The organism is Klebsiella sp. 28, from assembly GCF_018223905.1.
In the GTDB taxonomy this organism is placed as follows: Bacteria; Pseudomonadota; Gammaproteobacteria; order Enterobacterales; family Enterobacteriaceae; genus Klebsiella; species Klebsiella pneumoniae.
Genome location: NZ_JAGRQY010000029.1, coordinates 89,952 through 116,579, shown reverse-complemented (window position 1 = coordinate 116,579; position 26,628 = coordinate 89,952). Strand labels below are relative to the sequence as shown.

Sequence of the window (26,628 nt, the reverse complement as noted above, 5' to 3'; positions counted from 1 at the left end):
AAAAAAGGGCCCGCCGTGAAGCGGGACCCTTTAGGGAAAAATTAGAGGGTGTAATCGATAGTAAAGGTCGCAACACCTTTAACCGGACCTTCGGTAACCGGAGTCGCGGCGTTAGTTCTTACATAACCAGTGGTGTACTTCAGCTGAGTACCGTTGGTTGCAGAGTAGCTTTCGGACATAGTGTCGGAACCGTCGAAGGCTACGCGATGTGCATCGCTGACGCGCTGGATACCGATGCCGATACCGGCTGCACCGTTAGCGGCGGTGTTGTCCAGAATGGTTGCATCGCTGCTGGAAGTGCCACTAACATTTACGGTCACAGCGGTTACCGGTGAAGTGCTGCCCTGGGCACAGTCTTTCACATCAAAACCGAAGTCCTGAGTTTTGAACAGTTTACCAGCCGCTTCAGCGTTCGCTTCGGTGGTGGTAACAGTGATCAGCTGTACGATACCGTTGTTCAGGGTACCCGTCGGAGTCACGACGCAAGAGTTAGCTGCATCAGAGACTTCACCCAGTACAGTTACCTGAGCGGTGTTGGTTGCCATTGCCTGAGCACTCAGCACTGCAGATGCAGCGACCATTACAGCTACGATTGTCTTTTTCATTTAATTAATCCATATATAGATACTTAGTCCTGTGTAGAATCGATAACAGTTATCAAGGGAATGGAGTATGCATTCGCATTGATATTGAAAATAAGCGTCAGCTTTCCTTTATATAGTGCTGAGACCAATCATCCTGTTGAACGACGCTACCATATCGCTTGCCATAGCGAACCATGGAGAAGCGGGAGTAATTTAAAAGTCTGGTGCAAAAAATGCTTGTGAATTATTGATGAAGCACCTGTGAATTTAATGCTTCCCCCCTCTCTGATGAGATGTGGATTCCAGTTGAGATTAATTTAATCTGAAAATGTGACCATTAAGCAAGTTAGCTATCGCTTGTTTTTTTATCTGCGGTATCCTGTGGGCTGAACTTCAATGTGAAATGTACCTGTTTCCATCTGAAACAAGAATGTTCACATAATCGTTTGGTTGAAATCATTTGATTTTATTATGGATAATAGGGTTACGTGGGGCAAGGATATGGATGACGCAGTATTATTTAATGGGTGTATAATTAATCAGGAGATTATATTTAATGCCAATATGAATGAGCTGCGACCGCTTGCCGGGGACGGGGAGTGCATCAGCCTCAATGCGCCTACCGCCAGATGCTTGCTGCTGCTTTTGCAGAATTGCGGCAAAGTCATTTCACGGGATGAGTTCCTGGCGGCTGTATGGGAAACACGGGGGGTAGTCGTTTCGCAAAATACGTTCTATCAAAATATCTCTTTGCTGCGAAAATCGCTGGTAAAAGCTGGACTATCTGAGGATATCATTATCACCGTCCGGCAAAAAGGCTTTAGCGTCGCTCCGAATACATTGGTCATTCCTCTCTCTGATGAAGAGTGCGAGAATATGAACCGGGTGACATTAACGCATTATCAGAATAATAAAGTTGTCGGCTTTATTTCTGAAGATAAGGAAAAACCTGACACTCATTTAAATCTTCCACTAATAGAAAACTCATCAAATCATGACAGTGATTTGATGGCAAATAAACCGGAAGAAGGTGAAAAAGTATCTGAGCGGTTACATGTTACTTTTAAAATACCCATATGGTTAATCGCGCTAATTGTAGTGATGATTGTAATTAATATTATTGTGTTGGTCGTGCTAAACCGGTAGCTCGTCGCACCCAGGGGGTATAGCGCGGTGCGATAGTCATTTGCTGGTCACCTTAACACCCGTCTGTCGAAATCTTCCTATCGAAGGTCTGCCAGAACGTCCTGGCAGACCTTCAGTTTATTAACGCTGCTTCAGCCCTAAATCCAGCGGCGTCTTGCTGGGTTCCCCGCCGATCTCGCGCGCCAGCTTCGGCACCATATAGCCGGAGATGAGGGTCAATAGTTCACGCATGATTTCACGGGCTTCATCATCGCTGACCATGAAGTGCGCCGCCCCCTGCACCCGATCCAGCACGTGCAGGTAGTAGGGCATTACCCCGGCGTCGAACAGCGCATTACTGAGGTCGGCCAGGGTTTGCGCGTTGTCGTTCACCCCGCGCAGCAGCACGCTCTGATTGAGCAACGTGACGCCCGCCTGACGCAGCATGGCCATCGCCGCGCGAAACTCACCGTCAATTTCATTGGCGTGGTTAACGTGGTTAACCAGGATCACCTGCAGCGACGAACGCTGGAAGCGGCTGGCCAGCGTCTCGGTGATGCGCGCCGGGATCACAATTGGCAGGCGGCTGTGAATACGCAGGCGCTTAACGTGTGGAATAGCTTCCAGCTGGGTCATTAGCCAGTCAAGCTCATGATCCTTCGCCATCAGCGGGTCGCCGCCGGAGAAGATGATTTCATCAAGCTGCGGATGTGCCGCGATGTAGTCCATCGCCGTCTGCCAGTTGCGCCTGGTGCCCTGATTTTCGGCATAAGGGAAGTGGCGGCGGAAACAATAACGGCAATTGACTGCACAACCGCCTTTCACCAGCAGCAGGGCCCGGTTGCGATATTTGTGCAACAGACCGGGCACCACGCTGTGCTGTTCTTCCAGCGGATCGGTGGAGTAGCCGGGGGCGACGATAAACTCTTCCTCGGCGGTAAGTACCTGACGAAGCAGTGGATCGTTAGGGTTGCCTTTCTCCATGCGGGCGATAAACGCGCGCGGGACGCGCAGCGGGAACAGGCGTCTGGCCTCGCGTCCGGCCAGCAGTTTTTCATCAGCGTCTACATTTAAAAGACGTAGCAGTTCATCAGGACTGGTCACAACATTGGCAAGTTGCGTTATCCAATCTTCTCTGGATGGGGTATTTAGGGTTACAATATGCGCCATTTTGTGGCTTAGCTACCAGTTAAACAATTTCAGAGGGCCTTATGGCGACTTACTATAGCAACGATTTTCGTGCTGGTCTTAAAATCATGTTAGATGGCGAACCTTATGCGGTAGAAGCCAGCGAATTCGTTAAACCAGGTAAAGGCCAGGCGTTTGCGCGCGTTAAGCTGCGCCGTCTGCTGACCGGTACCCGCGTTGAGAAAACCTTCAAATCTACCGATTCCGCAGAAGGCGCGGACGTTGTCGATATGAACCTGACTTACCTGTACAACGACGGTGAGTTCTGGCACTTCATGAACAACGAAACTTTCGAACAGCTGTCTGCTGACGCGAAAGCGATCGGTGACAACGCTAAATGGCTGCTGGATCAGGCTGAGTGCATCGTGACCCTGTGGAACGGCCAGCCGATCGCGGTCACCCCGCCGAACTTCGTTGAGCTGGAAATCATTGAAACCGATCCAGGCCTGAAAGGCGACACCGCGGGTACTGGCGGTAAACCAGCGACCCTGTCTACTGGCGCCGTGGTTAAAGTTCCGCTGTTCGTCCAGATTGGCGAAGTGATCAAAGTGGATACTCGCTCTGGCGAATACGTATCCCGCGTGAAATAATTTCGCGTCATGATGACTGGCGCAGCCTCCGTGCTGCGCCGCTCTTTACGCACAAGTACGACGAACACGAGACATGAAGCGCAGCGTAAAACTTCTGGTGTTACTCTTTCTGAGCAGCGCGTTACTGGCTGGCTGCAATACCGCCCGCGGTGTGGGTGAAGATATTCAGGGCCTGGGCCACGCTATCTCTCACGCTGTGAGCTGAATTTCCCTGCCGTTTCGTTAATGGCGCTTGCCTCCCGGTATGTCAGCCTCCTCCACGCATACTCCTTTTCTCTTAAAAATCGCAAAGATCCCTTCATCTTTGGACGGTTTGTCTATGCTTATAGGGCATGAAAACAAAACTGACACTAAGGATGACATTATGGTGAAAAAAACGATTGCAGCGTTCTTTACGGTTTTGGTCCTCTCTTCAGCACTGACCGCTTGTAACACCACGCGCGGTGTCGGTGAGGATATTTCAGACGGCGGCAACGCAATCTCTGGCGCGGCAACCAAAGCTCAGCAATAAACGCCGTCAACGGTACGGTTTAGCGCCGTACCGTTCTTCACTTCTCTCATTCCGTTGGATATACTCACCACGACTTTTCATCCACCTTACGGGACGACCCGTAAGCGTTTCTCATCCGGGGACGGCCCCAGCAAAGGAGCCTTATGTCCTGGATAGTCTTGTTTATCGCTGGCCTGCTGGAAGTGGTGTGGGCCGTCGGCCTGAAATATACCCATGGCTTTAGCCGCCTGGTTCCCAGCGTTATCACCATCGTGGCGATGGTGGCCAGCATGGCGCTGCTCTCATGGGCGATGAAAACCCTACCGGTAGGTACCGCCTACGCCGTCTGGACCGGGATCGGCGCGGTGGGCGCCGCCGTGACCGGTATTGTGCTGTTAGGGGAATCCGCCAGCGCCATGCGTATCGCCAGCCTTGTCTGTATCGTGATTGGCATCATTGGCCTGAAGATCAGCGCGCACTAATCATAGCGCTGATTGACCCAGACCAGTTTGCCGACATCAAAGCCCTGTCGGGTGGCAATGTCCAGCATCTGCTGCCTGACCTCCGGGGCGATGGTCGGCGCCCGGGCCAGCAGCCAGAGATAGTCGCGATCGGGGCCGCAGACCAGCGCGTAACGATACTCCTTATCCAGAGCAATGACGTTATAGCTGCCGTAGAAAGGGCCGAAGAAGGAAATCTTCAGCGCGGCGCGGCTGGGCTCCCCGGTAAAGTACGCTACCCCGTCCGTTTTCTGCCACATGCCGCGGTCGGGGTTATAACCTTTATTCACCACATCCAGACCGCTGTCATCACGTGGGTGCCAGGCGATCGTGACCTTTTCCAGACCGCTTTCAAAAGGGTGGTCAAAGCGGGCGATTTCATACCAGGTACCCAGATAGCGCTGAACGTCGAAGGGGCTGACCACGGTGACGCCCGGCGGCGGGGCGGGCGTGCTGCAGGCGACAGACAGGAACGAGACGGCAATCGCGGTGATTATCGGCAGGATACGCATGGCATGCTCCTTGCTGGCTTTTAAGCTAAGTGTAGAGTCCAGCAGGGAAAAGGCGGCAAGATTTTTCTATGAAGCGAGCCCGGTAGCAGAAATGCGACCGGGCTCTTGCAGGATCAGATAAACAGTACGCCAACGAGGGTGATGACGCTGAGGATTGCCGCCAGGCCGTAGAAGACCCATTTACCGTTTGGCACATGGATTTTCAGATCGTGCATGGCGTGGTGAATACGATGCAACCCACACCACAGCGGCAGGACAATCATCAGAAAGATGAACGCGCGGCCGATAAAGCTTTGGGCAAAGGCCAGCACACGCTCATAGCTGAAGGCGTCGGCCGGGGCGAGCCCCAGCGGCAGCAGGATGCCGACCAGCAGCACCATCACCGGCGCGACGATCGCGCCCCACATGCCACCTGCGCCAAACAGCCCCCAGAATACGGGTTCATCGGAACGTTTCGGATTGGGATTAATCATCTCAGCCTCCTTACCAGAACAGGGCGACAAACAGGATCACCACGGTGACCACCCCCGTCACCACCCAGAGCCCTTTAATGACCGGCTCTGGCCCCATTTTTTCGCCTTTGATGATGACGTTGGCGGCTTTCGGCGCCAGCTCAAACCAGGTTTTGGTGTGCAGCAGCGCCGCCGCCAGAGTAATCAGGTTGAGGATCACCACCACCGGGTTTTGCAGGAATCCGATATATCCCGCCCAGCTCTCGGCGCCGTGCTTGAGGGCAAACAGCCCATAAATCAGCACAATGCTAAACCATACCGTCGGTACCGCCGTGCCTTCCCGTACCATGTAGAAGCGATAAAACGGCAGCTTTTTCCACCAGGTGGAGGTCATTGGTCGCACGTAGGGTTTGCGTTTCGTCGTCATAATGCACTCCTTAGCGTGGTTTCAGGGTGGCGATAAGAAAGTCTTTCGAGCTTTCCACCTTGCCCTGCTGGATCGCGGCCGCCGGGTCGACGTGCTTCGGGCACACTTCCGAGCAGTAGCCCACGAAAGTACAGGTCCAGACGCCATTCTGGCCGTTAAGCTGCGCCATGCGTTCCTTTTTACCGTGGTCGCGGCTGTCTTCGTTATAGCGGTGGGCGAGGGTGATCGCCGCCGGGCCGATAAATTCCGGGTTCAGGCCGAACTGTGGACAGGCGGCATAGCACAGCCCGCAGTTGATGCAGCCGGAAAACTGATGGTATTTCGCCATCTGGGCCGGGGTCTGCTTGTTTGGCCCCTGGTCAGGCGTGCGGTTATTGCCGATGATATACGGCTTAATGGCTTCCAGGCTTTCGATAAAGTGGGTCATGTCCACCACCAGATCGCGCTCGATCGGGAAGTTGGCCAGCGCCTCAACTTTGATGCCTTTGGTGTAATCGCGCAGGAAGGTTTTGCAGGCCAGCTTCGGCACCTTGTTGACCATCATGCCGCAGGAACCGCAGATTGCCATTCGGCAGGACCAGCGGTAGCTCAGGTCTGGCGCCAGGTTGTCTTTGATGTAGCCCAGCGCGTCCAGCAGCGAGGTCTGTTCATCATAAGGCACGTCATAGAATGCGCTGTGCGGTGCGGTGTCGACCTCCGGATTGTAGCGCACCACTTCGACTTTCAGGTTTTTCATCTCAGCCATGGGTGGTCTCCTTCTTCTCAGCCGCGTCCGCTTCTGCGCCATAGACACGTTTTGCCGGCGGCAGCGTGGTGATCTTCACATCGCCATATTCCAGACGGGTAGTGCCATCGGCCTCGCGGAAGGCGAGAGTGTGCTTGAGGAAGTTGACGTCGTCGCGTTCGGTACAGCCTTCATCCAGACGCTGGTGCGCCCCGCGCGATTCTTTACGGGCGATGGCCGAGTGCGCCATACATTCGGCAACGTTTAAACCGTGCCCCAGCTCAATGGTGTAAAGCAGATCGGTATTGAACACGCTGGAGTTATCAGTAATGCGCACGCGCTTAAAGCGTTCCTGCAGTTCAGCCAGCTTGTCGATCGTTTTCTGCATCAGCTCCGGCGTGCGGTAGATGCCGCAGCCTTCCTCCATCGACAGCCCCATTTCATCGCGAATTTTCGCCCAGTTTTCGTTACCTTCCTGGTTGACGAGATCTTTCAGGCGCTGCTCCACATCGGCAGCCTGCGCATCGAGGGCGGCGCCGTTTGCCTCGCCCGCCTGAGCGGCGCGCTGCATGGCCTGCTCCCCGGCCAGGCGGCCGAAGACCACCAGCTCGGCCAGCGAGTTGGAGCCCAGACGGTTGGCGCCATGTAAGCCAACGGACGAGCATTCGCCCACGGCAAACAGCCCTTTGATTCGGGTTTCGCACTGCTGATCGGTTTCAATACCGCCCATGGTGTAGTGCGCGGTCGGGCGCACCGGGATCGGCTCTTTCACCGGATCGACGCCGACGTAGGCTTTCGCCAGTTCACAGATAAACGGCAGACGCTCGAGCAGTTTTTTCTCGCCGAGGTGGCGGAGATCGAGGTAGACCACGTCGCCGCGCGGCGTCGGGATAGTGTTCCCTTTCCGCCACTCGTGCCAGAAGGCCTGGGACACTTTGTCGCGTGGGCCCAGCTCCATATATTTATTCTTCGGTTCGCCGAGCGGGGTTTCCGGGCCCATGCCGTAATCCTGCAGATAGCGGTAGCCGTTTTTGTTGACCAGAATCCCGCCTTCGCCGCGGCAACCTTCGGTCATCAGGATCCCGGAGCCCGGCAGGCCGGTCGGGTGATACTGAACGAATTCCATGTCGCGCAGCGGCACGCCGTGTCCCAGGGCCATCCCCATCCCGTCACCGGTGACGATGCCGCCGTTGGTGTTGTAGCGGTAGACGCGCCCGGCGCCGCCGGTAGCCAGGACCACGGCGTTAGCGCGGATCTGCACCAGGGTGCCTTCCATCATATTCATCGCCACCAGGCCGCGGGCCTGCCCGTCATCGACCAGCAGGTCAAGGACGAAATGTTCGTCAAAGCGCTGAATTTGGGGAAACTGAAGGGAGGTCTGGAAGAGGGTATGCAGCATGTGGAAGCCGGTTTTGTCGGCGGCAAACCAGGTGCGTTCGATTTTCATGCCACCGAAGCGCCGGACGTTGACGCTGCCGTCGGGGCGGCGGCTCCATGGGCATCCCCACTGCTCCAGCTGGGTCATTTCCGTCGGGCAGTGATGAACAAAATAGTCGACGACATCCTGCTCGCACAGCCAGTCGCCTCCCGCGACGGTGTCGTGAAAATGGTACTCAAAGCTATCGTGATCCTGGGCAACGGCTGCGGACCCCCCTTCTGCAGCGACCGTATGGCTGCGCATCGGATAGACTTTAGAAATCAGGGCGATTTTAGCGTTGGGGTTGGCCTGAGCGGCGGCGATAGCGGCACGAAGGCCTGCCCCGCCGGCGCCAATTACGGCGAGATCGGCTTGAAAAGTTTGCACGACATTCCTCCAGTTTTAGTGTATTTCGCCGCCGGGCTGGCGAAAAAGTATCACTGCTCCTTTATAGGTACAGGAGTATAGCCTTAGGGTCAGTATGGAAAATTGACGTGTTCGATTTTTTTATCGATATGTGCGGTTATTTATCAGTGGTATTTATGCGTCAGGGTTAACGATAGATTAATGGCATGTAGTCTGCCGGAGATTGCACAAAATTTGTTTCACTCGCCGGTTGCGAGTAGACTTCGTGCCCTTAATTTGCAATCGGAGAAAGTACCATGAGCGAGACGGCAACCTGGCAGCCGAGCGCACCCATTCCCAATCTGTTGAAGCGCGCGGCGGTGATGGCGGAAATCCGCCGTTTCTTTACCGATCGCGGCGTGCTGGAGGTGGAGACGCCTTGCATGAGTCAGGCGACGGTAACGGATATTCATTTGTTCCCGTTCGAAACCCGTTTCGTCGGCCCGGGCCATTCTCAGGGGCTTAACCTGTACCTGATGACCAGTCCGGAATACCACATGAAGCGCCTGCTGGCGGCAGGTTGCGGCCCGGTCTTCCAGCTGTGCCGCAGCTTCCGAAATGAAGAGATGGGGCGTCATCACAATCCGGAATTCACCATGCTGGAGTGGTATCGTCCATGCTATGACATGTATCGCCTGATCAATGAGGTGGACGATCTGCTGCAGCAGGTGCTGGAGTGCCAACCGGCGGAAAGTCTCTCCTATCAGCAGGCGTTTCAGCGCCATCTGGAAATTGACCCGCTCTCTGCCGATAAAGCTCAGCTGCGTGAAGTCGCAGCGAAGCTGGATCTGAGCAATATCGCCGATACTGAAGAAGATCGCGATACCCTGCTGCAGCTGCTGTTCACCATGGGCGTGGAGCCGCACATCGGCAAAGATCGACCAACGTTCATTTATCATTTCCCGGCGACTCAGGCCTCTTTAGCGCAGATCAGCCCGGAAGATCATCGGGTCGCTGAGCGCTTTGAGGTCTATTACAAAGGTATTGAGCTGGCGAACGGTTTCCACGAGCTGACCGACGCCCATGAACAGCGCCTGCGGTTTGAGCAGGATAACCGCAAACGCGCCGCGCGCGGCCTTCCGCAGCAGCCCATCGATAACAACCTGCTGGCGGCGCTGGAGGCGGGTTTGCCGGACTGCTCCGGCGTGGCGCTGGGCGTTGACCGCGTGGTCATGCTGGCGCTGGGCGCTGAAAGCATCGGCGAAGTGATTGCCTTTACGGTAGACCGCGCCTGATCGCTTTTTCACCTCCCTCCGCCGGCGGGTGGGGGAGGTGAAAGACGACTTTGGACCTGACACCCTCGCCCCGGCTTTAGCCCGAATACCCACAATTTCCATCCGTGATTTTGCTACTATCCGCGCTCTTTTTATGAGGCCAGGCGTCGCTCGTCGGGCGATGCCCACGTTTGGATAGATTTATGCATCAACAACTCAAGAAGATGAGCCTGATCGGGCTGATTCTGATGATCTTCACCTCGGTGTTTGGCTTTGCCAACAGCCCATCGGCGTTTTATCTGATGGGCTATAGCGCGATGCCGTTTTACCTTTTTTCCGCCCTCTTTTTCTTTATCCCGTTCGCGCTGATGATGGCGGAGATGGGCTCAGCTTATCGTCGCGAAGAGGGCGGGATCTATTCCTGGATGAACCACAGCGTCGGGCCGCGCTTTGCCTTCATTGGTACCTTTATGTGGTTTGCCTCGTACGTAGTGTGGATGGTGAGTACCGCCGCTAAGATCTGGGTCCCGCTATCTACTTTTTTGTTTGGCGCGGACAAAACCCAGACCTGGGCGCTGGGTAGCCTGACGCCGACGCAGACGGTCGGTATTCTGGCGGCCTGCTGGATGGTCGTGGTGACCTTTATTGCCGTCAAAGGGATCAATAAAATCGCTAAAATTACCGCCGTCGGCGGTATCGCGGTGATGGGGCTTAACCTGGTGCTGCTGCTGGTGAGCGGGGCGATCCTTCTGCTTAACGGCGGTCATTTCGCCCAGCCGTTAAACTTCACCCTTTCGCCTAATCCCGGGTATCAGTCGGGCATGGCGATGCTGTCGTTTGTGGTATTTGCCATCTTTGCCTATGGCGGAATTGAGGCGGTTGGCGGCTTAGTGGATAAGACCGATAAGCCGGAAAAGAACTTTGCCAAAGGTATTATCATCGCGGCGATTGTTATCTCGATCGGTTACTCGCTGGCGATTGTGCTGTGGGGCGTGAGCGCCAACTGGCAGCAGGTGCTTGGCGCGCGTTCGACCAACCTCGGCAACATCACCTATGTGCTGATGACCAGCCTCGGGGCGACGCTGGGCCAGGCCCTGCACCTGACCCCTGCGGCGTCAGCCCTGACCGGGGTCTGGTTCGCCCGTATTACCGGCCTGTCGATGTTTCTCGCTTACACCGGCGCGTTCTTCACCCTCAGCTATTCTCCCCTGAAAGCGATTATCCAGGGCACGCCAAAAGCGCTCTGGCCGTCGGTGATGACCCGTCTCAACGTCAACGGAATGCCCGCCGCGGCGATGTGGCTGCAGTGTCTGCTGGTCGGGGTGTTTATCGTACTGGTATCGTTCGGTGGGGATAGCGCTTCCGCGTTTTATAACAAGCTGACGCTGATGGCCAATGTCTCTATGACCTTGCCTTATCTGTTCCTGACCATCGCCTTCCCGTTCTTCAAGGCGAAAACCCATCTTGACCGGCCGTTCGTGATCTTCAAAAACCGTCCGTCGACGCTGCTGGCGACCGGCGTGGTGCTGCTGGTGGTGACCTTCGCCAATATCTTCACCATTATCCAACCCGTCATCGACAGCGGGGACTGGAACAGCACCCTGTGGATGGTCGGTGGGCCGATCTTCTTCTCACTGCTGGCGCTGGGGATCTACGAAAGCTACCGTCGGCGCATGGCGTCCGGCGCGCTGGTGATGGAGAGTTAAAGAGCCTGCCCGGCGGTGCCGCCGGGCAGGGGATGGTTTACAGGCTACCAGCCGTACGGCGGCTGGTTTTTCCGGCCGAGGTCATGGTTTTACTGCTTTGCCTGCCGTCAATACTTTCCAGACGCATCTGGAACGGAGGGAACGGCATATCAATGCCATGCTCGCGGAAGCCCGCCAGGATCAGCTGATGCATCTCATGGCGCAGCGGCATGCGGTGCCCCATCTCCGCGGCAAAAATACGTAGCTCGAAAATCTGGATCCCCTGCTGCAGGTCGACGAGAAACGCCTCCGGCGCCGGGGTATCGATGACCAGCGAGCAGCGATGCGCCGCGGCGATGAGAATTTTCGTCACCTCTTCGGTATCGGCGTCCACAGGCGCCGGCACCGTCAGCACCACGCGGGTAACCGAGTCCGACAGCGACCAGTTGATAAACTGTTCGGTAATGAACGCCTTGTTCGGCACGATAATCTCTTTCCGGTCCCAGTCGCTGATGGTGGTCGCACGGGTATTAATGCGGGTGACGCTGCCCGTCAGGTCGCGAATGGTGACCGTATCGCCGATGCGGATCGGCTTCTCAAACAGGATAATCAGGCCGGAGATAAAGTTGGCGAAGATCTCCTGCAGGCCAAACCCGAGACCCACACCCAGCGCGGCGACCAGCCACTGCAGCTTCGACCACTCAATACCGATCATCGAGAAGCCCACCAGCCCGCCGACCAGCATCAGCAGATATTTAGTGATGGTGGTGATGGCGTAGCCGGTGCCGGGCGTTAAATCGAGATGCTGGAGGATCGCCAGTTCCAGCAGCGCGGGCAGGTTGCGTACCAGCTGAGTGGTGATGATCAGCACCAGAATGGCAATCAACACCGCGCCAAGCGTAATAGGCTCAAGGCTTTCCACCCCTTGTACCGTCGAGGTCACGTCCCACAGCGAGATATTCTCAAGGAAGCCAAACGCCGAGTGAATTTCCGACCACAGCACGATGACCGATAGCAGCGCGATCAGCATCAGCAGGGAGCGGACAAGCCGCAGCGACTGGGTACTGATGGCATCGAGGTCGACCTCGCTGACCTCCGTCTCCACCGACCCTTCCGGGCTGCTGACGTGAACGGGCTCATCTTCGCCGCGGGCGCGCTGAGCGAGAATTTCCGCGCGACGATGGCGGGCCCGGTCGAAGGCCAGCCGGCGGCGCTGGATCAGCATCCAGCGGCGGATGATGTGATAGACCACCAGCAGCAGGAACCAGATGGCGACCGAGGTTTCCAGACGCGCAAGCAGCGCCTGGGCGGTGGCGAGGTAGCCGACGGCGGCCGCCAGCATGGCCACCAGCGGGGCGCCAAGCATCAGGTTCCACAGCAGGCGGTTCACCATATTGTCGCCATTCCCCTCTTTATCCAGATAGAGCGGAATACCGGCGTGCTTAAGGCTCAGGGTGACCACCGCCAGCGCGCCGCAGATCAGCAGGAAGCACAGGCGGCCCAGCGAAGCGGAGAATTCGCGGTCGTTAAGATTATCGAACATGATCAGCGCCATAATCAGCGGCACAATCAGCCCGATGCTCATCAGGTAGTAGCGCATCGCCTTCGCCACGCGGCTACGCGGCCAGCCGAAGTGGGCGATAAACAGCCCGTTTGGCCGGGCGAAGGTGGCGCAGATCATCACCACCCACAGCAGAGGCACCGTCGCGGTGACTCCATCGCCAATCGCCACCGCCAACGGGAACGGCCAGGCGGACTGCAGACCATAGCCGAGCGTCATCCACAGCACCGGCAGCGGCGAGGCCACCAGTATCGACCAGAAGACCGTGCGCAGCGTCAGCCAGAAGTGATCCTGAGTGACTTTCCCCACCCGGGCGCTGGAGCGCTCGAGAAAGCGGGTGAAATGGCGCCGCGAGCTGATGCTAAAGCCAACCAGCAGCAGGGCGGCAAACAGCGGCAGCAGGGTCTCTTTGCTGGTAAGCATCATCGCGCTGGCTTTGCCCAGTTCGCTGATGGTATCCAGGGAGATCAGGCGCCGCAGATCCTGGACGATTTCCAGCGGCCAGGAGAAGCCGATGGGGCTGACGTCCGAAGTCCAGAACAGATAGCGGTGGGTGGCTTCGTTGATCTCTTTCAGCGCGTCTTCCAGCTGGCCGTTGGCGACCTTCAGCTTGGTGAGCTCCAGCATCAGGGTGTCGCCGCCGCGCAGCAGCGAGTTCAGCAGCTCGTTCTGCGTGCGCAGCTGCGCCTGCAGGATCTTGTTCTGCTCGCTGGTCAGCGGTTCGCCGTCGGCCTGGCGGATCTGCCGCAGCTGCGGCTGCTTACTCAGCAAATCTTCAAAGCGCAGACGCTGCACGCGCAGCTGCGCCATTTCCGTATCCAGCTGCTGCGGGCGAGGGCGCTCCGGCAGCCGCGCCACCTGGGCGCGCAGGGCTTCGCCCAGCAGATTGGAGGAGCCCAGCCACTGCGACTGCTCGCGCAGGGTGTTTAACGCCTGGCGCACCTGCAGCGTTTGATTCGTCGCCTGCCGCTGCTGGGACGCCACCAGATCCATGCGCTGCGCCTGCTGGTTCAGCGCCTGGGAGAGCTCACGGTTGACCTTAAACTGGGCGGTGATGTCCGGCGGCAGGTTTTCACTGTTCTCCGCCAGCAGTTCGGTACTCTCCAGCGCCTTTTCCGCCTCCCGCTGGCGCTGGCTGTTTTGCAGATTGCGCAGCGCCTGCAGATAGGCATCCAGCTGCTCGCTCTGCTTTTGCGCCAGCTCGGAACGGGCGCGCGACAGCTCCTGGCGGTTGTTGGCGGAGAGCTGGGCGAGGTCGAGTTCATCTACCAGCGCCTTCAGACGCGCTGATTCCGCCTGCAGAGCAAGATTTTGCGCCTGGGCGAGAGCATTGTTGCCGGTTTGCGTGCCGATGCGGCGCTCAACCTCATTGAGCTGACGACGGGCATCGGTTTGCTGCTGCGGCAGCTGGTTCAGGGAGTCGGCGATTTCACGCGCGCGATCCTGCTCCTGCTGCGCCTGGCGGCTCGATTCCAGCAGCTGGCTGCTGACCTGCAGGATCTCCTGGTTCAGCGCATCGGCGGTCAGGCCGGTTGGCACCTGGCGCGGCTCTTCGCTCAGATTATTGAGCTGGGCACGCAGGCTTTGAAACAGTTTGGGGAAATTGTCGATAACGTCCTGATACTGACGGGCGCGCTCGAGGGATGATTTTCGCTCCTCAAGCGCGTTCAGCGCGGACTGCAGAACTTCAACGGTTTCAGGCTGGGCGGGCTTTGCCGCCTTCGCCTGTTCCAGTTCCTGGGTTATCTGTTTAGCATCCGGGGCTGTCGCAGCGTACGCCCCGAAACTGAGGCTCAAGGCCAACAGGAAAGTGTATATCAGGCGCACGGCATAACCCTTTTGCTGAAGAATTAACCTTGGTCTTGTTTATCGTCAACCAGCGGGCTGGCGCGGTGTTCGGCGCGGATCTCTTCTTCCGGTAACGGCGCGGGTTCAGCGGCGGCGGTCGCTTCCACTGCTGTCGCCAGCGGTTGGCCGATCTTGGTCACGGACAGGCTTTGCAGCGTGTCGACCAGCTTCACCTGGCCCGGGGCAAACAGGTTGATCACGGTGGAACCCAGTTTGAAGCGGCCCATCTCCTGGCCTTTCAGCAAGGCGATGGAGCCTTCGTTGTCGCCAGCGGGCCAGGTCCAGCGTTTAATAATGCCTTCGCGCGGCGGGGTCACGGTGCCGGACCACACGGTCTCGATGCTGCCGACGATAGTTGCGCCCACCAGAATTTGCGCCATCGGGCCAAACTCAGTATCAAACAGGCAGATGACGCGCTCGTTACGGGCGAACAGGTTCGGGACGTTCTGCGCCGTCAAGTGGTTAACAGAGAACAGGTCGCCAGGAACGTAGATCATTTCGCGCAAGATGCCGTTGCACGGCATGTGTACGCGGTGATAGTCGCGCGGCGACAGGTAGGTGGTGGCGAAGCTGCCGTTACGGAACAGGTCGGCCATCTGATAGTTGCCGGCCAGCAGGGCTTCCAGACTGTAGTCATGACCTTTAGCCTGCAGGATTTTATCGTTCTCAATGGCGCCAAGCTGGCTGATCACGCCATCGGCCGGCATCACCAGCACGTTTGGATCGGTATTCAGCGGGCGAACGTCGTCGCGCAGCGGGCGCACGAAGAAATCGTTGAAGGTGCGATAAGCCGCGGTATCCGGCTTCTGCGCCTCTTTCATATCGACCTTGTAGTATTTCACGAACAGATCGATGACCAGCTTCGTCAGCCAACCTGCGCGTTTGCTCGCACCCCAGCCTGCGAGGCGGGTGAGCCACAGTTTAGGCAGAATGTATTGCAGTGAAAGTTTAAGATCGTTTAACAAAGTAGCCTCCAGGCCATGATATGTCGTTCCTGACCCCGCCTGCGGGCGGGGACCTGAAAAAAGGGGACGATTCTATACGTAAAACTCGCCAAATGGCATCCGCGTAAGCTGCGTCATCATCGCTGCCCGGCAGCGCCTGACGTGATGCTCAGCTTAATGATCAGTCATCGGACGAGGAAAAGTTTTTACGCGTTTTTACCTGTACCTGCGCCATGCTTTCCAGGATGCGGTGGTAGTTCTCAAAACGGCTTTCGGCGATCTTGCCGTTCTCTACCGCTTCGCGAAGCGCACAGCCAGGATCGGTATCGTGTTTACAGTCGCGATATTTGCAACGGCCTAAATAATCATGGAATTCGACAAAGCCGTTGGTGATTTGTTCCGCTTCCAGATGCCACAGGCCGAACTCACGTACCCCCGGTGAATCAATCACATCGCCGCCGTGCGGGAAGTGGTAGAGGCGTGCAGCGGTGGTGGTGTGTTGACCTAAGCCGGAAACGTCCGAGACATCATTGGTGAGGATCTGATCCTCGCTCAACCCGAGCAGGGCGTTCAGCAGGCTCGATTTACCGACCCCGGACTGCCCGGCGAAGATACTGATGCGGTCGGTCAGGGCCGCTTCCAGCGGCTTAAGGCCGTCCTGAGTCCGACTGGAAACCAGCAGCACGCGGTAACCGATGTTGCGGTAGATATCCATTTGCTCATTGACGAAGCGCAGACCATCATCATCCAGCAGATCGATTTTATTCAGCACAATGAGCGGCTCGATATCCTGCGCTTCGCAGGCCACCAGATAGCGATCGATAATATTCAGCGACAGCTCAGGCAGGATCGCGGAAACCACCACGATCTGGTCGATATTGGCGGCGATAGGCTTCACGCCGTCGTAAAAATCCGGACGCGTCAGGACGGAGTCGCGATCGTGCACCGCCTCGACGATCCCTTTGACGCTTACGCCGTCGGCGGCGTCTTTGCCCGGCCGCCAGACCACGCGGTCGCCGGTGACCAGCGAGCGGATCGTCCGGCGGATATTGCAGCGATGCACGCTGCCGTCAGCGGATTCGACGTCGGCATGCATACCAAAGCGACTGATGACAATGCCTTCCGACGTTTCGCCAAACAGGTTGTCATCGTAGTCGGCCTTCTCCGCAGTGGTTTTCAGACGGCGCTGGTGGTTGGCTTTGACGCGGCGCTGCTGGCCTTTGGAGAGTTTATTTTTACTCAATCGAACTGGCTCCTGGTCGCCCTGATGGGGCAAAACCTCTATGATACACGCTATTTTAGATGAATATAGTCACGCGAGAAGGGTGGAAAATAGCATGAGTGCAAATGAAAACAACCTCATTTGGATCGATCTTGAGATGACAGGGCTGGATCCGGAGCGCGATCGCATTATCGAAATCGCCACCCTGGTGACCGATGCCAACCTGAACATTCTGGCTGAGGGCCCGACCATCGCGGTGCATCAGTCGGACGCTCAGCTGGCATTAATGGACGAGTGGAATGTGCGGACGCATACCGGCAGCGGTCTGGTGGATCGCGTAAAGGCCAGCACCGTCAGCGAGCACGATGCCGAACTGGCGACCATTGAGTTTCTTAAGCAGTGGGTGCCGGCGGGCAAGTCGCCGATCTGCGGCAACAGTATCGGCCAGGATCGTCGCTTCCTGTTTAAGTACATGCCGCAACTGGAAGCCTATTTCCACTATCGCTATCTGGACGTTAGCACGCTGAAAGAGCTGGCGCGCCGCTGGAAGCCGGAAATTCTCGACGGCTTTAAAAAGCAGGGCACTCATCAGGCGATGGACGATATCCGCGAGTCGGTCGCCGAGCTGGCTTACTACCGCGAACACTTCATTAAGCTGTAAACCGCGACCGGGCCCTGTGCGCGGCCCGGTACACTTTTCTGCGTTATTTAAACCACTTCTGCTGCATCTGCTGGAAGTCAGGTGTCGCCATGACCGCGGCCAGGGCATCGTTGATGGCGTTCAGCAGCTCCGGATCGTCTTTGCGCACCGCAATCGCATACTGCTTACCGTAATAAGCCGGGTCGGTGGCCCGTTCATCCATGATGGCGTAGTCAGGGTTCTCCTGCTGCCAGGCGTCGAGGGTGGCGAAGTCGCCCATGACGCCGGTTATTTGCCCGGCTTTCAGCGCGGCCAGGGCGCTGGCGACATCGTCGTAAGGGACAGCCTGTACGGCTTTCTGTTTATCACGCAGGTAGCGCTGATGCAGCGTGCCTTTCACCACGCCGACTTTTTTAGCCTTCAGATCGGCAAAGGTATGGGCGACATCTTTGTTGACGATCACTACCCCGGAGAGCGCCTGGCGATAGGGTCGGCTGAAGGCGACCTGCTTCTCACGCATCGGGATCACTTCCATGCCGGCAATCACCGCGTCAAATTTCTTAAAGCGTAAAGCCGGGATCAGGGTATCGAAACGCTGCGCCGTGAACTGGCACTGCGCCTGCATCTGCTGGCACAGGGCGTGCGCGAGATCGATATCGAAGCCAACGGGCTGATTTTTGCCGTTGGCGGTGACAAACGGTGGATTGGCCGTGGTGGTGCCAAAATGGAGCGTCTCGGCTGACGCGGTTCCGATGGCCAGCGTGCTCAGCAGCAGGACGGTGAGGACTTTTCTCATGCTAATTCCCTGTTTGGCGTCGGGGTGGCCTCGTTATACGTCGCGCCACCGCTGTATGATGCGAGCGATTTTGCGTCATTCAGCCGGGCGGAAAAAGCGATTTTGCCCGTTATGACGCTTATTTATACAATTCAGCGGCGTAGATGGCGAGAAAATGTCCATTTAAACAAAAAACGCAAAAAAGTGATCGTCAGGGGGTTGCAGGGGCATCGAATTCTCGTATAATGCGCCTCCCGTAACGACGCAGAAATGCAAATTACGACGCCATCGAAATATGGCAAAAAATGCAGTAACGCGGGAATAGCTCAGTTGGTAGAGCACGACCTTGCCAAGGTCGGGGTCGCGAGTTCGAGTCTCGTTTCCCGCTCCAAAATTTGAAAGCACCATCCTGATCAAAGGATTTCATCTCGCAGATGCGGGGCGAAAGCCGAAGATTAAGCGGGAATAGCTCAGTTGGTAGAGCACGACCTTGCCAAGGTCGGGGTCGCGAGTTCGAGTCTCGTTTCCCGCTCCAAAATTTGAAAGACACACCACACCAGTCGCAGTTTTCAGGTTGCTAGACGGTAGCTTGAATGACGATGATTAAGCGGGAATAGCTCAGTTGGTAGAGCACGACCTTGCCAAGGTCGGGGTCGCGAGTTCGAGTCTCGTTTCCCGCTCCAAATTTTCTTCCATCTCTTATTTATCCACAGTGCAATCCAGCGCCGGGGATGATTTTCGTTTGGTCCGCAGAAATACTGTGAACAGAGTTATCCACAGGTTGTCGTTCCGTCACTGGCGGCGCAAATGCTTCGCTTTGTAAATAGTATCTTTGTATGTGATTGAAATTTAACAAATAAATTTCATTTCAAAATGTTAATCCGATCACTTGACCTTGGTCTGCGCCTTGAAACGCAATGTGTTTTAGATTTTATTCACAGCCTGTGAATGAATCAGGCGTCGCGCGGCAAGCCTTTCTCTACCACTCTGACCAGACGTAATTTTTTCGGCAGCTGTACTTCAACGGCGTCGGCGTTCCGCTTTTTCAGTTGCTGGGCAATCGCCCACTCAATGTGTTCATCGAGAAGCGGGTGCTCGCCCCGGCGGCTCTCCAGGGCGCGAAGATGGGCTTCATCCCAGGGCGCATTGCCCAACGCGACGGCGATATTGCGCAGCCAGCGCAGGTGGCCAATGCGACGAATCGCCGACCCTTCGGTCACCTTCAGAAACCACGCTTCGCTCCAGGCGAACAGCTCCACCAGCGGCGGGGCATGCAGCGCTTTGCGTGGGCTGAAATCCTCTTCATCGGTGAGCTGTGAGAAACGGTTCCACGGGCAGATCAGCTGACAATCATCACAACCGTAAATACGGTTGCCGATTAGTGGACGGAACTCCTCGGGGATTGCACCTTCCAGTTCAATGGTGAGATAGGAGATGCAGCGCCGGGCGTCGACGGTATAGGGCTCAACGATGGCCCCGGTGGGACAGATGGTCATGCAGGCGACGCAGCGCCCACACTCCTCCGCGACCGGGCTGTCGACCGGCAGGGGCAGATCAATCAGCAGTTCGCCGAGGAAAAAGAACGATCCGGCGTCGCGGCTTAAGATAAGTGAGTGCTTACCTGTCCAGCCTAGGCCCGCTTTTTCTGCGATTGGCCGTTCCAGGATAGGCGCGGAATCGACAAAAGGTCTAAAATTGAGCGAAGCACACTGTTCCTGAATCTTCTCCCCCAGCTTTTTCAGGCGATTACGTAGCAGCTTATGATAATCACGCCCGAGGGCATAACGGCTGACGTAACCCAGCGTGGGATCTTTCAGGGTGCGGGCAAAGGCGGCGTTAGCGGGCAGATAGTTCATCCGCACGCTGATGACGCGTAACGTACCGGGCAGCAGTTCGTGGGGACGGGCGCGCATCATACCGTGACGGGCCATCCATTCCATTTCGCCGTGGTATTGTTTATCCAGCCATGCCTGCAGTTTGGGTTCACTGGCGCTGAGGTCGGTATCGGCGATCCCCACCTGCTGGAACCCAAGCTCTGTGCCCCATTGTTTGATTTGTTGCGCTAACTGAACGAGATCGAGGGGCTGTGACATGATGGACCATACAATGACGAAAAACCCTGACAGTATACCATACAACATTTGGCCTGCGGAGGCGCTGCGCCTGGCCGAACGAGAGGCGGCGGACAGCCTGGGGCTGACGCTGTTCGAACTCATGCAGCGCGCGGGCGAGGCGGCGTTCCAGCTGGCCAGCGGCGCTTATCCTGCCAGCGCGCACTGGCTGATCCTCTGCGGACATGGCAACAACGGCGGCGACGGATATGTCGTTGCGCGTCTGGCACAGGCCGCGGGGCGGCGAGTGACGCTGCTGGCGGTGGAGAGTGACAGCCCGCTGCCGGAAGAGGCGCAGGCGGCGCGGGAGGCGTGGCTTAACGCCGGCGGCGTGATCCATGCGGCGACTATCCCATGGCCCGACGATATCTCACTGATTATTGATGGCCTGCTCGGCACCGGTCTGCACAGCGCGCCGCGCGATCCCGTTGCGGCGCTCATCCACCAGGCGAACCACCACCCGGCGCCGGTGGTGGCGCTGGATATCCCTTCCGGCCTGAATGCGCAGACGGGCGCGACGCCAGGTGCAGTGGTACAGGCCGACCATACGCTGACCTTTATCGCCCTCAAGCCGGGGCTGCTGACCGGCAAGGCGCGGGATGTCGTCGGGCAACTCCACCATCATGCGCTGGGGCTCGAACGCTGGCTCGCCGGACAAAGCACTCCTCTGACGCGGTTTTGCGCCGCCCACCTCGCCGACTGGCTGCCGCCGCGGCGGGCCACCTCCCATAAAGGCGATCACGGTAAACTGGTGATTGTCGGCGGCGATCGCGGCACGGCAGGCGCTATCCGTATGTGCGGTGAAGCGGCCCTACGCAGCGGCGCGGGACTGGTGCGAGTACTTACTCACCCGGAGAACGTGGCGCCCATTGTCACCGTGCGGCCGGAATTAATGGTAGATGAACTGACGCCGCAGACTCTGAAAGCCGCGCTGGAGTGGGCTGATGTGGTGGCGATTGGCCCTGGCCTGGGGCAGCGCGAATGGGGACGCAGCGCCCTGCGCACGGTGGAAAGTTTTAACAAACCGATGGTCTGGGACGCCGACGCGCTGAACCTGCTGGCATTCAATCCCGATAAACGTCACAATCGCGTGCTAACGCCGCACCCCGGCGAAGCGGCCCGTCTGCTGAACGTCAGCGTGGCAGAAATTGAAAGCGATCGCTTACTTTCTGCGCAGCGTCTGGTAAAACGGTATGGTGGCGTGGTTGTGCTGAAAGGCGCGGGCACGGTGGTAGCCAGTGAAAGCGGGGCGATGGGCATTATCGATGCCGGCAATGCCGGGATGGCCAGCGGCGGGATGGGCGATGTGCTCACCGGCATCATCGCCGCGTTGTTAGGACAGCACCTGACGCCGTATGATGCTGCCTGTGCCGGGTGCGTCGCTCATGGCGATGCCGCCGACCGACTGGCCGCCCGCGAGGGCACCCGCGGCATGCTGGCGACCGATCTCTTTTCCACGCTCAGGCGTGTTGTTAACCCGGATGTGATTGACGTAGACCATGATTAACCGAGTGATTCCTTTACCCGATGAGCAGGCCACGCTGGCCCTTGGCGACCGCATCGCGCAGGCCTGTACCGGCGCCACCGTGATTTATCTGTATGGTGATTTAGGCGCGGGGAAAACGACCTTCAGCCGCGGCTTTTTGCAGGCGCTCGGTCACCGCGGCAATGTCAAAAGCCCAACTTATACCCTGGTGGAGCCCTATACCCTCGAGAACCTGATGGTGTATCACTTCGATCTCTACCGTCTGGCGGATCCTGAGGAACTCGAATTTATGGGGATCCGTGATTATTTTGCCGACGATGCCATCTGCCTGGTGGAATGGCCGCAGCAAGGCGCAGGTGTCCTGCCTGACCCGGATGTTGAAATTCACCTTGATTACCAGGCACAAGGGCGTGAGGCGCGTATTACCGCGATCTCCTCACGGGGTGAATCTTTACTGGCGCGTTTAGCCTTTTAGCCTGAAGGATGACGGGATGAAGTATCGCATAACCACCTGGCTTGCCGCTGCGCTGATGCTGTCGAGTCTTCACGCCACTGCGGCGAGTTTATCCGATATCCAGGTCTCTAACGGAGACCAGCAGGCCCGTATTACCCTAAGCTTTGTCGGTGAGCCGGAGTACTCCTTTACCCCACAGGGTAAACGTCTGGTGGCGCTGGATATCAAGCAGACCGGCGTATTGCAGGGACTACCGCTGCAGTTTAGCGGCAGCAACCTGGTGAAGAGTATTCGCGCCGGCACGCCGCAGGATACGCAGACGCTGCGTCTGCTGGTGGATCTGACGGAAGATGGCAAAACCCGGGCGGTGAAGCAACAGAACGGGGCGAATTACACGGTGGTCTTTACCATCAACGCCGACGCGCCGCCGCCGCCGCCTCCGCCGCCCGTGGTGGTGAAACGGGCCGACCCGCCGCCGGTGATGCCTTCCCGGACGACGACGTCAGGGCGTAACCCGTTCAGCTCGTCGGGTCATGAACGGCAGACGGTGATGACCTCCTCTCAGCCGGCGATGACCAACAATCAGACCGTGACTCGCCCGGCGGCCCGCACGGTGTCGGCGGATGATAAAGTCATTATCGCCATTGATGCCGGGCACGGCGGCCAGGATCCTGGCGCGATTGGCCCGAACGGCACCAAAGAGAAAAACGTGACTATCGCTATCGCGCGCAAGCTGCGGGCGTTACTGAACGCCGATCCGCAGTTTAAGCCGGTGCTGACCCGCGACGGAGATTACTTTATTTCGGTGATGGGCCGCTCTGACGTGGCGCGTAAGCAAAACGCCAATTTCCTCGTCTCTATCCATGCTGACGCCGCGCCAAACCGCGATGCCACCGGCGCCTCGGTGTGGGTGCTCTCGAACCGTCGCGCCAACAGCGAAATGGCCGGTTGGCTCGAGCAGCATGAGAAGCAGTCTGAACTGCTCGGCGGTGCGGGCGATGTGCTGGCAAACAGCCAGGCCGACCCCTACCTGAGCCAGGCGGTGCTGGATCTGCAGTTTGGTCATTCCCAGCGCGTCGGCTACGATGTGGCGACCAACGTGCTGAGCCAGCTGCAGCGTATTGGCAACCTGCACAAACGCCGCCCGGAGCATGCTAGCCTTGGAGTGCTGCGCTCGCCGGACATCCCGTCGATCCTCGTGGAAACGGGCTTTATCAGTAACAACGGCGAAGAGCGGCTGCTGGGTAGCGATGATTACCAGGAGCAGATTGCGGAGGCGATTTATAACGGCTTACGCAACTACTTTATGCAGCATCCGCTGCAGTCGGCGCCTCGCGGCGAGGCGGCGCAGACCGCCAGCGCCGCGGCGCCGGGCGGGATGTTGATTAACTAAGGAGCAGGGGATGCCGATTCAGGTTCTGCCGCCGCAGCTCGCCAACCAGATTGCCGCCGGCGAGGTGGTGGAGCGGCCCGCGTCGGTGGTGAAAGAGCTGGTTGAGAACAGTCTTGATGCGGGCGCCACGCGGATTGACATTGATATCGAACGCGGCGGCGCGAAGCTCATTCGCATCCGCGATAACGGCAGCGGCATCAAAAAAGACGAGCTGGCGCTGGCCCTGGCTCGTCATGCGACCAGCAAGATCGCCTCGCTTGACGATCTGGAGGCCATTATTAGCCTCGGCTTTCGCGGCGAAGCGCTGGCCAGTATCAGTTCGGTAGCGCGCTTAACGCTGACTTCGCGCACGGCGGAGCAGCAGGAAGCCTGGCAGGCGTATGCTGAAGGCCGCGATCAGGCGGTGACGGTGAAGCCGGCGGCGCACCCGGTCGGTACCACTCTGGAAGTCCTCGATCTGTTCTATAACACCCCGGCGCGGCGAAAATTTATGCGCACCGAAAAGACCGAGTTCGGCCACATTGACGAGGTGGTGCGCCGCATTGCGCTGGCGCGCTTCGACGTCACTATCAACCTCAGCCATAACGGCAAGGTGATGCGCCAGTATCGGGCCGTCGCTCAGGATGGCCAGCGCGAGCGCCGGCTGGGGACAATTTGCGGCGCCGCTTTTCTCGAACATGCGCTGGCGATCGAGTGGCAGCATGGCGATCTGACCCTGCGCGGCTGGGTCGCCGATCCGCTGCATACCACCCCGGCGCTGGCGGAAATTCAGTATTGCTACGTTAACGGGCGGATGATGCGCGATCGGCTGATCAACCATGCTATCCGCCAGGCCTGTGAAGACAAGCTAGGGGCCGATCAGCAACCGGCGTTTGTGCTGTATCTGGAGATCGATCCCCATCAGGTGGATGTAAACGTCCACCCGGCCAAGCATGAGGTGCGTTTCCATCAGTCGCGCCTGGTGCACGACTTTATCTACCAGGGCGTACTGAGCGTACTGCAGCAGCAGCTTGACGCGCCGCTGGCGGAAAAAGACGACCCGCCGGTGCCGCGCCCGATGCCGGAGAACCGCATCGCCGCGGGAGGCAACCAGTTTGCGCGGCCAGCGGAAGCGCGGGAGCCTGCGACCCGCTTCAGCATCACGCCATCGCGTGAGCCTGCGGCCTCCAGCGGCAAACCGGGCGGCGCGAGCTGGCCGCATGCGCAGCCGGGTTACCAGAAGCAGCAGGGAGCGCTTTATCGTCAACTGCTCGACACGCCAACGGCGCCAAAGCCAGCGTTGCAGCCTCCGGCGGCGGCAGAGTTGGCCGGTCACAGTCAGAGCTTTGGCAGAGTGTTGACGATTGTTGGCGGCGACTGCGCGCTGCTGGAGCGCGAGGGCGGTCTGGCGCTGCTGTCGTTGACCGTTGCCGAGCGCTGGCTGCGCCAGGCGCAGTTGACCCCGGGAGCGGAGGCGGTATGTGCTCAGCCGCTGCTGATCCCGCTGCGGTTAAAAGTTACGGAAGGGGAAAAACAGGCGCTGGCCGCCGCTCAGCCGGCGCTGGCGCAGCTAGGGATCGATGTGCATACCGATGCCCTGCACGTGACGGTGCGCGCGGTCCCTTTACCCTTAAGACAACAAAATTTACAAATCTTGATTCCTGAACTGATAGGCTACCTGGCGCAGCAAAACGCATTCGACGTCGGCAATATCGCCCAGTGGATGGCGCGTAATCTGACGAGCGAACAGACGTCATGGAATATGGCGCAGGCGATTGCGCTGCTGGCGGACGTTGAGCGTCTTTGCCCGCAGCTGGTGAGAACGCCGCCGGGTGGCCTGTTACAACCTGTAGATCTCCATTCGGCGATGAATGCCCTGAAAGATGAATGATGTAACCGAGGCGAGCCTGCCCAAGGCAATTTTTTTAATGGGCCCGACGGCCTCCGGCAAAACCGCGCTGGCGATAGCCTTACGTAAAGTTTTGCCAGTAGAGTTGATTAGCGTTGATTCCGCCCTCATTTATCGGGGAATGGATATTGGCACCGCCAAACCGGATGCTGCGGAGCTTAGCGCTGCGCCGCATCGGCTGCTGGATATTTTGGATCCTGCGGAGGCCTATTCCGCGGCGGATTTTCGCCGCGATGCGCTGGCGGCGATGGCGGATATTGTCGCCGCCGGGCGAATTCCGCTGTTAGTCGGCGGAACGATGTTGTATTTCAAAGCGTTGCTGGAAGGATTGTCGCCCTTACCGTCGGCTGACCCAGAGGTCAGAGCGCGGATTGAGCAGCAGGCCGCAGAGCAGGGGTGGAATGCGTTACATCAGCAATTACAGGAGATCGATCCCGTGGCTGCTGCGCGTATTCATCCAAATGATCCGCAAAGGCTTTCCCGGGCACTGGAAGTTTTTTTCATTTCGGGTAAAACTTTAACGGAACTGACGCAAACGTCAGGAGACGCTCTGCCATATCAGGTGCATCAGTTCGCCATCGCCCCGGCGAGCCGTGAACTGCTCCATCAACGCATAGAACAGCGTTTTCATCAGATGTTAGCTTCAGGTTTTGAAGCAGAAGTACGGGCGCTTTTTGCCCGCGGAGATTTGCATACGGACATGCCTTCCATCCGTTGTGTCGGATACCGCCAGATGTGGTCATATCTCAATGGCGAGATCCCGTATGATGAGATGGTTTATCGAGGTGTTTGCGCCACGAGACAGTTAGCCAAACGTCAGGTCACCTGGCTGCGCGGTTGGGAAGGTGTGCACTGGTTAGACAGTGAACAACCTGAACAAGCGCTCAACAAAGTATTACAGGTTGTTGGTGCGAGCCAGAACTGAACGTGTACAATTAAACGGTATCGTGCGTAATTTTTTTTGAGAATCGTAAGGTTCTGAGTACAAAACAA

The 26,628-nt window shown here is 57.7% G+C and carries 25 protein-coding genes and 3 tRNA genes; 16 read left to right on the top strand and 12 right to left on the bottom strand.

Going from position 1 to position 26,628, the window contains the following annotated elements; genetic code table 11:
- Positions 1-41: 41 nt before the first annotated feature.
- Entirely contained in the window at positions 42-605 is a 564-nt protein-coding gene (locus KHQ28_RS05925) for a fimbrial protein (protein WP_004872803.1), read from the bottom strand.
- Between the two features lie 480 nt (positions 606-1,085).
- On the opposite strand from KHQ28_RS05925, the gene KHQ28_RS05920 reads away from it, so the two are divergent.
- A complete protein-coding gene (locus KHQ28_RS05920) occupies positions 1,086-1,730 on the top strand; it encodes a winged helix-turn-helix domain-containing protein (RefSeq protein ID WP_032418165.1) in 645 nt (214 codons plus the stop codon).
- A 120-nt stretch (positions 1,731-1,850) separates the two neighbouring features.
- Here KHQ28_RS05920 and epmB read toward each other — a convergent pair whose 3' ends face one another.
- Positions 1,851-2,879, bottom strand: a complete 1,029-nt coding sequence (gene epmB, locus KHQ28_RS05915) for an EF-P beta-lysylation protein EpmB (protein ID WP_002885500.1) — start codon at positions 2,877-2,879, stop codon at positions 1,851-1,853.
- Between the two features lie 41 nt (positions 2,880-2,920).
- Here epmB and efp point away from each other — a divergent pair, with 41 nt between their 5' ends.
- The 4 genes from efp (at position 2,921) to sugE (ending at position 4,459) form a co-directional block, all read left to right on the top strand.
- On the top strand, positions 2,921-3,487 hold the full coding sequence (gene efp, locus KHQ28_RS05910) for an elongation factor P (protein WP_002885506.1): 567 nt from the start codon (positions 2,921-2,923) through the stop codon (positions 3,485-3,487).
- Positions 3,488-3,560: 73 nt separating this feature from the next.
- The gene (locus KHQ28_RS05905) at positions 3,561-3,692 is read left to right on the top strand and encodes an entericidin A/B family lipoprotein (RefSeq protein ID WP_002885511.1); all 132 of its coding nucleotides are present in this window, start codon (positions 3,561-3,563) and stop codon (positions 3,690-3,692) included.
- A 159-nt stretch (positions 3,693-3,851) separates the two neighbouring features.
- Positions 3,852-3,998: a lipoprotein toxin entericidin B gene (gene ecnB, locus KHQ28_RS05900; RefSeq protein WP_002885518.1), complete on the top strand. Its 147-nt coding sequence runs from the start codon at positions 3,852-3,854 to the stop codon at positions 3,996-3,998.
- 143 nt (positions 3,999-4,141) lie between these two features.
- Positions 4,142-4,459, top strand: a complete 318-nt coding sequence (sugE, locus tag KHQ28_RS05895; protein WP_002885521.1) for a quaternary ammonium compound efflux SMR transporter SugE — start codon at positions 4,142-4,144, stop codon at positions 4,457-4,459.
- On the opposite strand, the gene KHQ28_RS05890 is transcribed toward sugE, so the two are convergent.
- The 5 genes from KHQ28_RS05890 to frdA all read right to left on the bottom strand — a co-directional run bounded on the left by KHQ28_RS05890 (position 4,456) and on the right by frdA (position 8,396).
- Positions 4,456-4,989, bottom strand: coding sequence for a lipocalin family protein (locus tag KHQ28_RS05890; protein WP_004178328.1), 534 nt, complete (start codon positions 4,987-4,989; stop codon positions 4,456-4,458). The genes sugE and KHQ28_RS05890 overlap by 4 nt on opposite strands.
- A gap of 113 nt (positions 4,990-5,102) precedes the next feature.
- The gene (gene frdD / locus KHQ28_RS05885) at positions 5,103-5,462 is read right to left on the bottom strand and encodes a fumarate reductase subunit FrdD (RefSeq protein WP_002885526.1); all 360 of its coding nucleotides are present in this window, start codon (positions 5,460-5,462) and stop codon (positions 5,103-5,105) included.
- Between the two features lie 10 nt (positions 5,463-5,472).
- Positions 5,473-5,868: a fumarate reductase subunit FrdC gene (gene frdC / locus KHQ28_RS05880; protein WP_023287031.1), complete on the bottom strand. Its 396-nt coding sequence runs from the start codon at positions 5,866-5,868 to the stop codon at positions 5,473-5,475.
- A gap of 10 nt (positions 5,869-5,878) precedes the next feature.
- Positions 5,879-6,613: a fumarate reductase iron-sulfur protein gene (gene frdB, locus KHQ28_RS05875; protein WP_004177729.1), complete on the bottom strand. Its 735-nt coding sequence runs from the start codon at positions 6,611-6,613 to the stop codon at positions 5,879-5,881.
- Positions 6,606-8,396 carry a fumarate reductase (quinol) flavoprotein subunit gene (gene frdA / locus KHQ28_RS05870; protein ID WP_004177727.1) on the bottom strand — a complete coding sequence of 597 codons (1,791 nt, stop codon included), beginning with the start codon at positions 8,394-8,396 and terminating at the stop codon, positions 6,606-6,608. Before frdA ends, frdB begins: the two co-directional genes overlap by 8 nt.
- A gap of 275 nt (positions 8,397-8,671) precedes the next feature.
- Here frdA and epmA point away from each other — a divergent pair, with 275 nt between their 5' ends.
- Positions 8,672-9,649, top strand: coding sequence for an elongation factor P--(R)-beta-lysine ligase (epmA, locus tag KHQ28_RS05865; protein WP_004146714.1), 978 nt, complete (start codon positions 8,672-8,674; stop codon positions 9,647-9,649).
- 182 nt (positions 9,650-9,831) lie between these two features.
- Positions 9,832-11,334, top strand: coding sequence for a glutamate/gamma-aminobutyrate family transporter YjeM (gene yjeM, locus KHQ28_RS05860; RefSeq protein ID WP_004178330.1), 1,503 nt, complete (start codon positions 9,832-9,834; stop codon positions 11,332-11,334).
- 37 nt (positions 11,335-11,371) lie between these two features.
- On the opposite strand, the gene mscM is transcribed toward yjeM, so the two are convergent.
- The 3 genes from mscM to rsgA all read right to left on the bottom strand — a co-directional run bounded on the left by mscM (position 11,372) and on the right by rsgA (position 16,909).
- Positions 11,372-14,701 (bottom strand): miniconductance mechanosensitive channel MscM, encoded by a 3,330-nt coding sequence (gene mscM / locus KHQ28_RS05855; protein WP_004146716.1) that lies wholly within the window; start codon positions 14,699-14,701, stop codon positions 11,372-11,374.
- Positions 14,702-14,724: 23 nt separating this feature from the next.
- Complete coding sequence (gene asd / locus KHQ28_RS05850) at positions 14,725-15,687, bottom strand: archaetidylserine decarboxylase (protein WP_002885536.1); 963 nt, start codon at positions 15,685-15,687, stop codon at positions 14,725-14,727.
- Positions 15,688-15,847: 160 nt separating this feature from the next.
- A complete protein-coding gene (gene rsgA / locus KHQ28_RS05845) occupies positions 15,848-16,909 on the bottom strand; it encodes a small ribosomal subunit biogenesis GTPase RsgA (protein WP_032418164.1) in 1,062 nt (353 codons plus the stop codon).
- Between the two features lie 94 nt (positions 16,910-17,003).
- On the opposite strand from rsgA, the gene orn reads away from it, so the two are divergent.
- Complete coding sequence (gene orn, locus KHQ28_RS05840; RefSeq protein WP_002885538.1) at positions 17,004-17,549, top strand: oligoribonuclease; 546 nt, start codon at positions 17,004-17,006, stop codon at positions 17,547-17,549.
- Between the two features lie 43 nt (positions 17,550-17,592).
- Here orn and KHQ28_RS05835 read toward each other — a convergent pair whose 3' ends face one another.
- Positions 17,593-18,324, bottom strand: coding sequence for a transporter substrate-binding domain-containing protein (locus KHQ28_RS05835; protein WP_004177719.1), 732 nt, complete (start codon positions 18,322-18,324; stop codon positions 17,593-17,595).
- A 294-nt stretch (positions 18,325-18,618) separates the two neighbouring features.
- Between KHQ28_RS05835 and KHQ28_RS05830 the strand changes: the two genes are divergently transcribed.
- The 3 genes from KHQ28_RS05830 to KHQ28_RS05820 all read left to right on the top strand — a co-directional run bounded on the left by KHQ28_RS05830 (position 18,619) and on the right by KHQ28_RS05820 (position 18,986).
- A tRNA-Gly gene (locus KHQ28_RS05830) sits at positions 18,619-18,694 on the top strand.
- A gap of 68 nt (positions 18,695-18,762) precedes the next feature.
- A tRNA-Gly gene (locus KHQ28_RS05825) sits at positions 18,763-18,838 on the top strand.
- Between the two features lie 72 nt (positions 18,839-18,910).
- Positions 18,911-18,986, top strand: a tRNA-Gly gene (locus tag KHQ28_RS05820).
- Positions 18,987-19,256: 270 nt separating this feature from the next.
- On the opposite strand, the gene queG is transcribed toward KHQ28_RS05820, so the two are convergent.
- Positions 19,257-20,396 (bottom strand): tRNA epoxyqueuosine(34) reductase QueG, encoded by a 1,140-nt coding sequence (gene queG, locus KHQ28_RS05815; RefSeq protein ID WP_004178333.1) that lies wholly within the window; start codon positions 20,394-20,396, stop codon positions 19,257-19,259.
- A gap of 13 nt (positions 20,397-20,409) precedes the next feature.
- On the opposite strand from queG, the gene nnr reads away from it, so the two are divergent.
- From nnr to miaA, 5 genes are read left to right on the top strand one after another with little or no spacing between them, the layout of a single operon-like run.
- Positions 20,410-21,921 (top strand): bifunctional ADP-dependent NAD(P)H-hydrate dehydratase/NAD(P)H-hydrate epimerase, encoded by a 1,512-nt coding sequence (gene nnr / locus KHQ28_RS05810; protein WP_072158537.1) that lies wholly within the window; start codon positions 20,410-20,412, stop codon positions 21,919-21,921.
- The gene (gene tsaE, locus KHQ28_RS05805) at positions 21,914-22,375 is read left to right on the top strand and encodes a tRNA (adenosine(37)-N6)-threonylcarbamoyltransferase complex ATPase subunit type 1 TsaE (RefSeq protein ID WP_002885589.1); all 462 of its coding nucleotides are present in this window, start codon (positions 21,914-21,916) and stop codon (positions 22,373-22,375) included. The genes nnr and tsaE overlap by 8 nt, the downstream gene beginning before the upstream one ends.
- Positions 22,376-22,391: 16 nt before the next feature.
- The gene (amiB, locus tag KHQ28_RS05800) at positions 22,392-23,747 is read left to right on the top strand and encodes an N-acetylmuramoyl-L-alanine amidase AmiB (protein ID WP_004152021.1); all 1,356 of its coding nucleotides are present in this window, start codon (positions 22,392-22,394) and stop codon (positions 23,745-23,747) included.
- 10 nt (positions 23,748-23,757) lie between these two features.
- Positions 23,758-25,617: a DNA mismatch repair endonuclease MutL gene (mutL, locus tag KHQ28_RS05795; RefSeq protein ID WP_032418162.1), complete on the top strand. Its 1,860-nt coding sequence runs from the start codon at positions 23,758-23,760 to the stop codon at positions 25,615-25,617.
- Complete coding sequence (gene miaA, locus KHQ28_RS05790; RefSeq protein ID WP_002885652.1) at positions 25,610-26,560, top strand: tRNA (adenosine(37)-N6)-dimethylallyltransferase MiaA; 951 nt, start codon at positions 25,610-25,612, stop codon at positions 26,558-26,560. Before mutL ends, miaA begins: the two co-directional genes overlap by 8 nt.
- Positions 26,561-26,628: the final 68 nt, after the last annotated feature.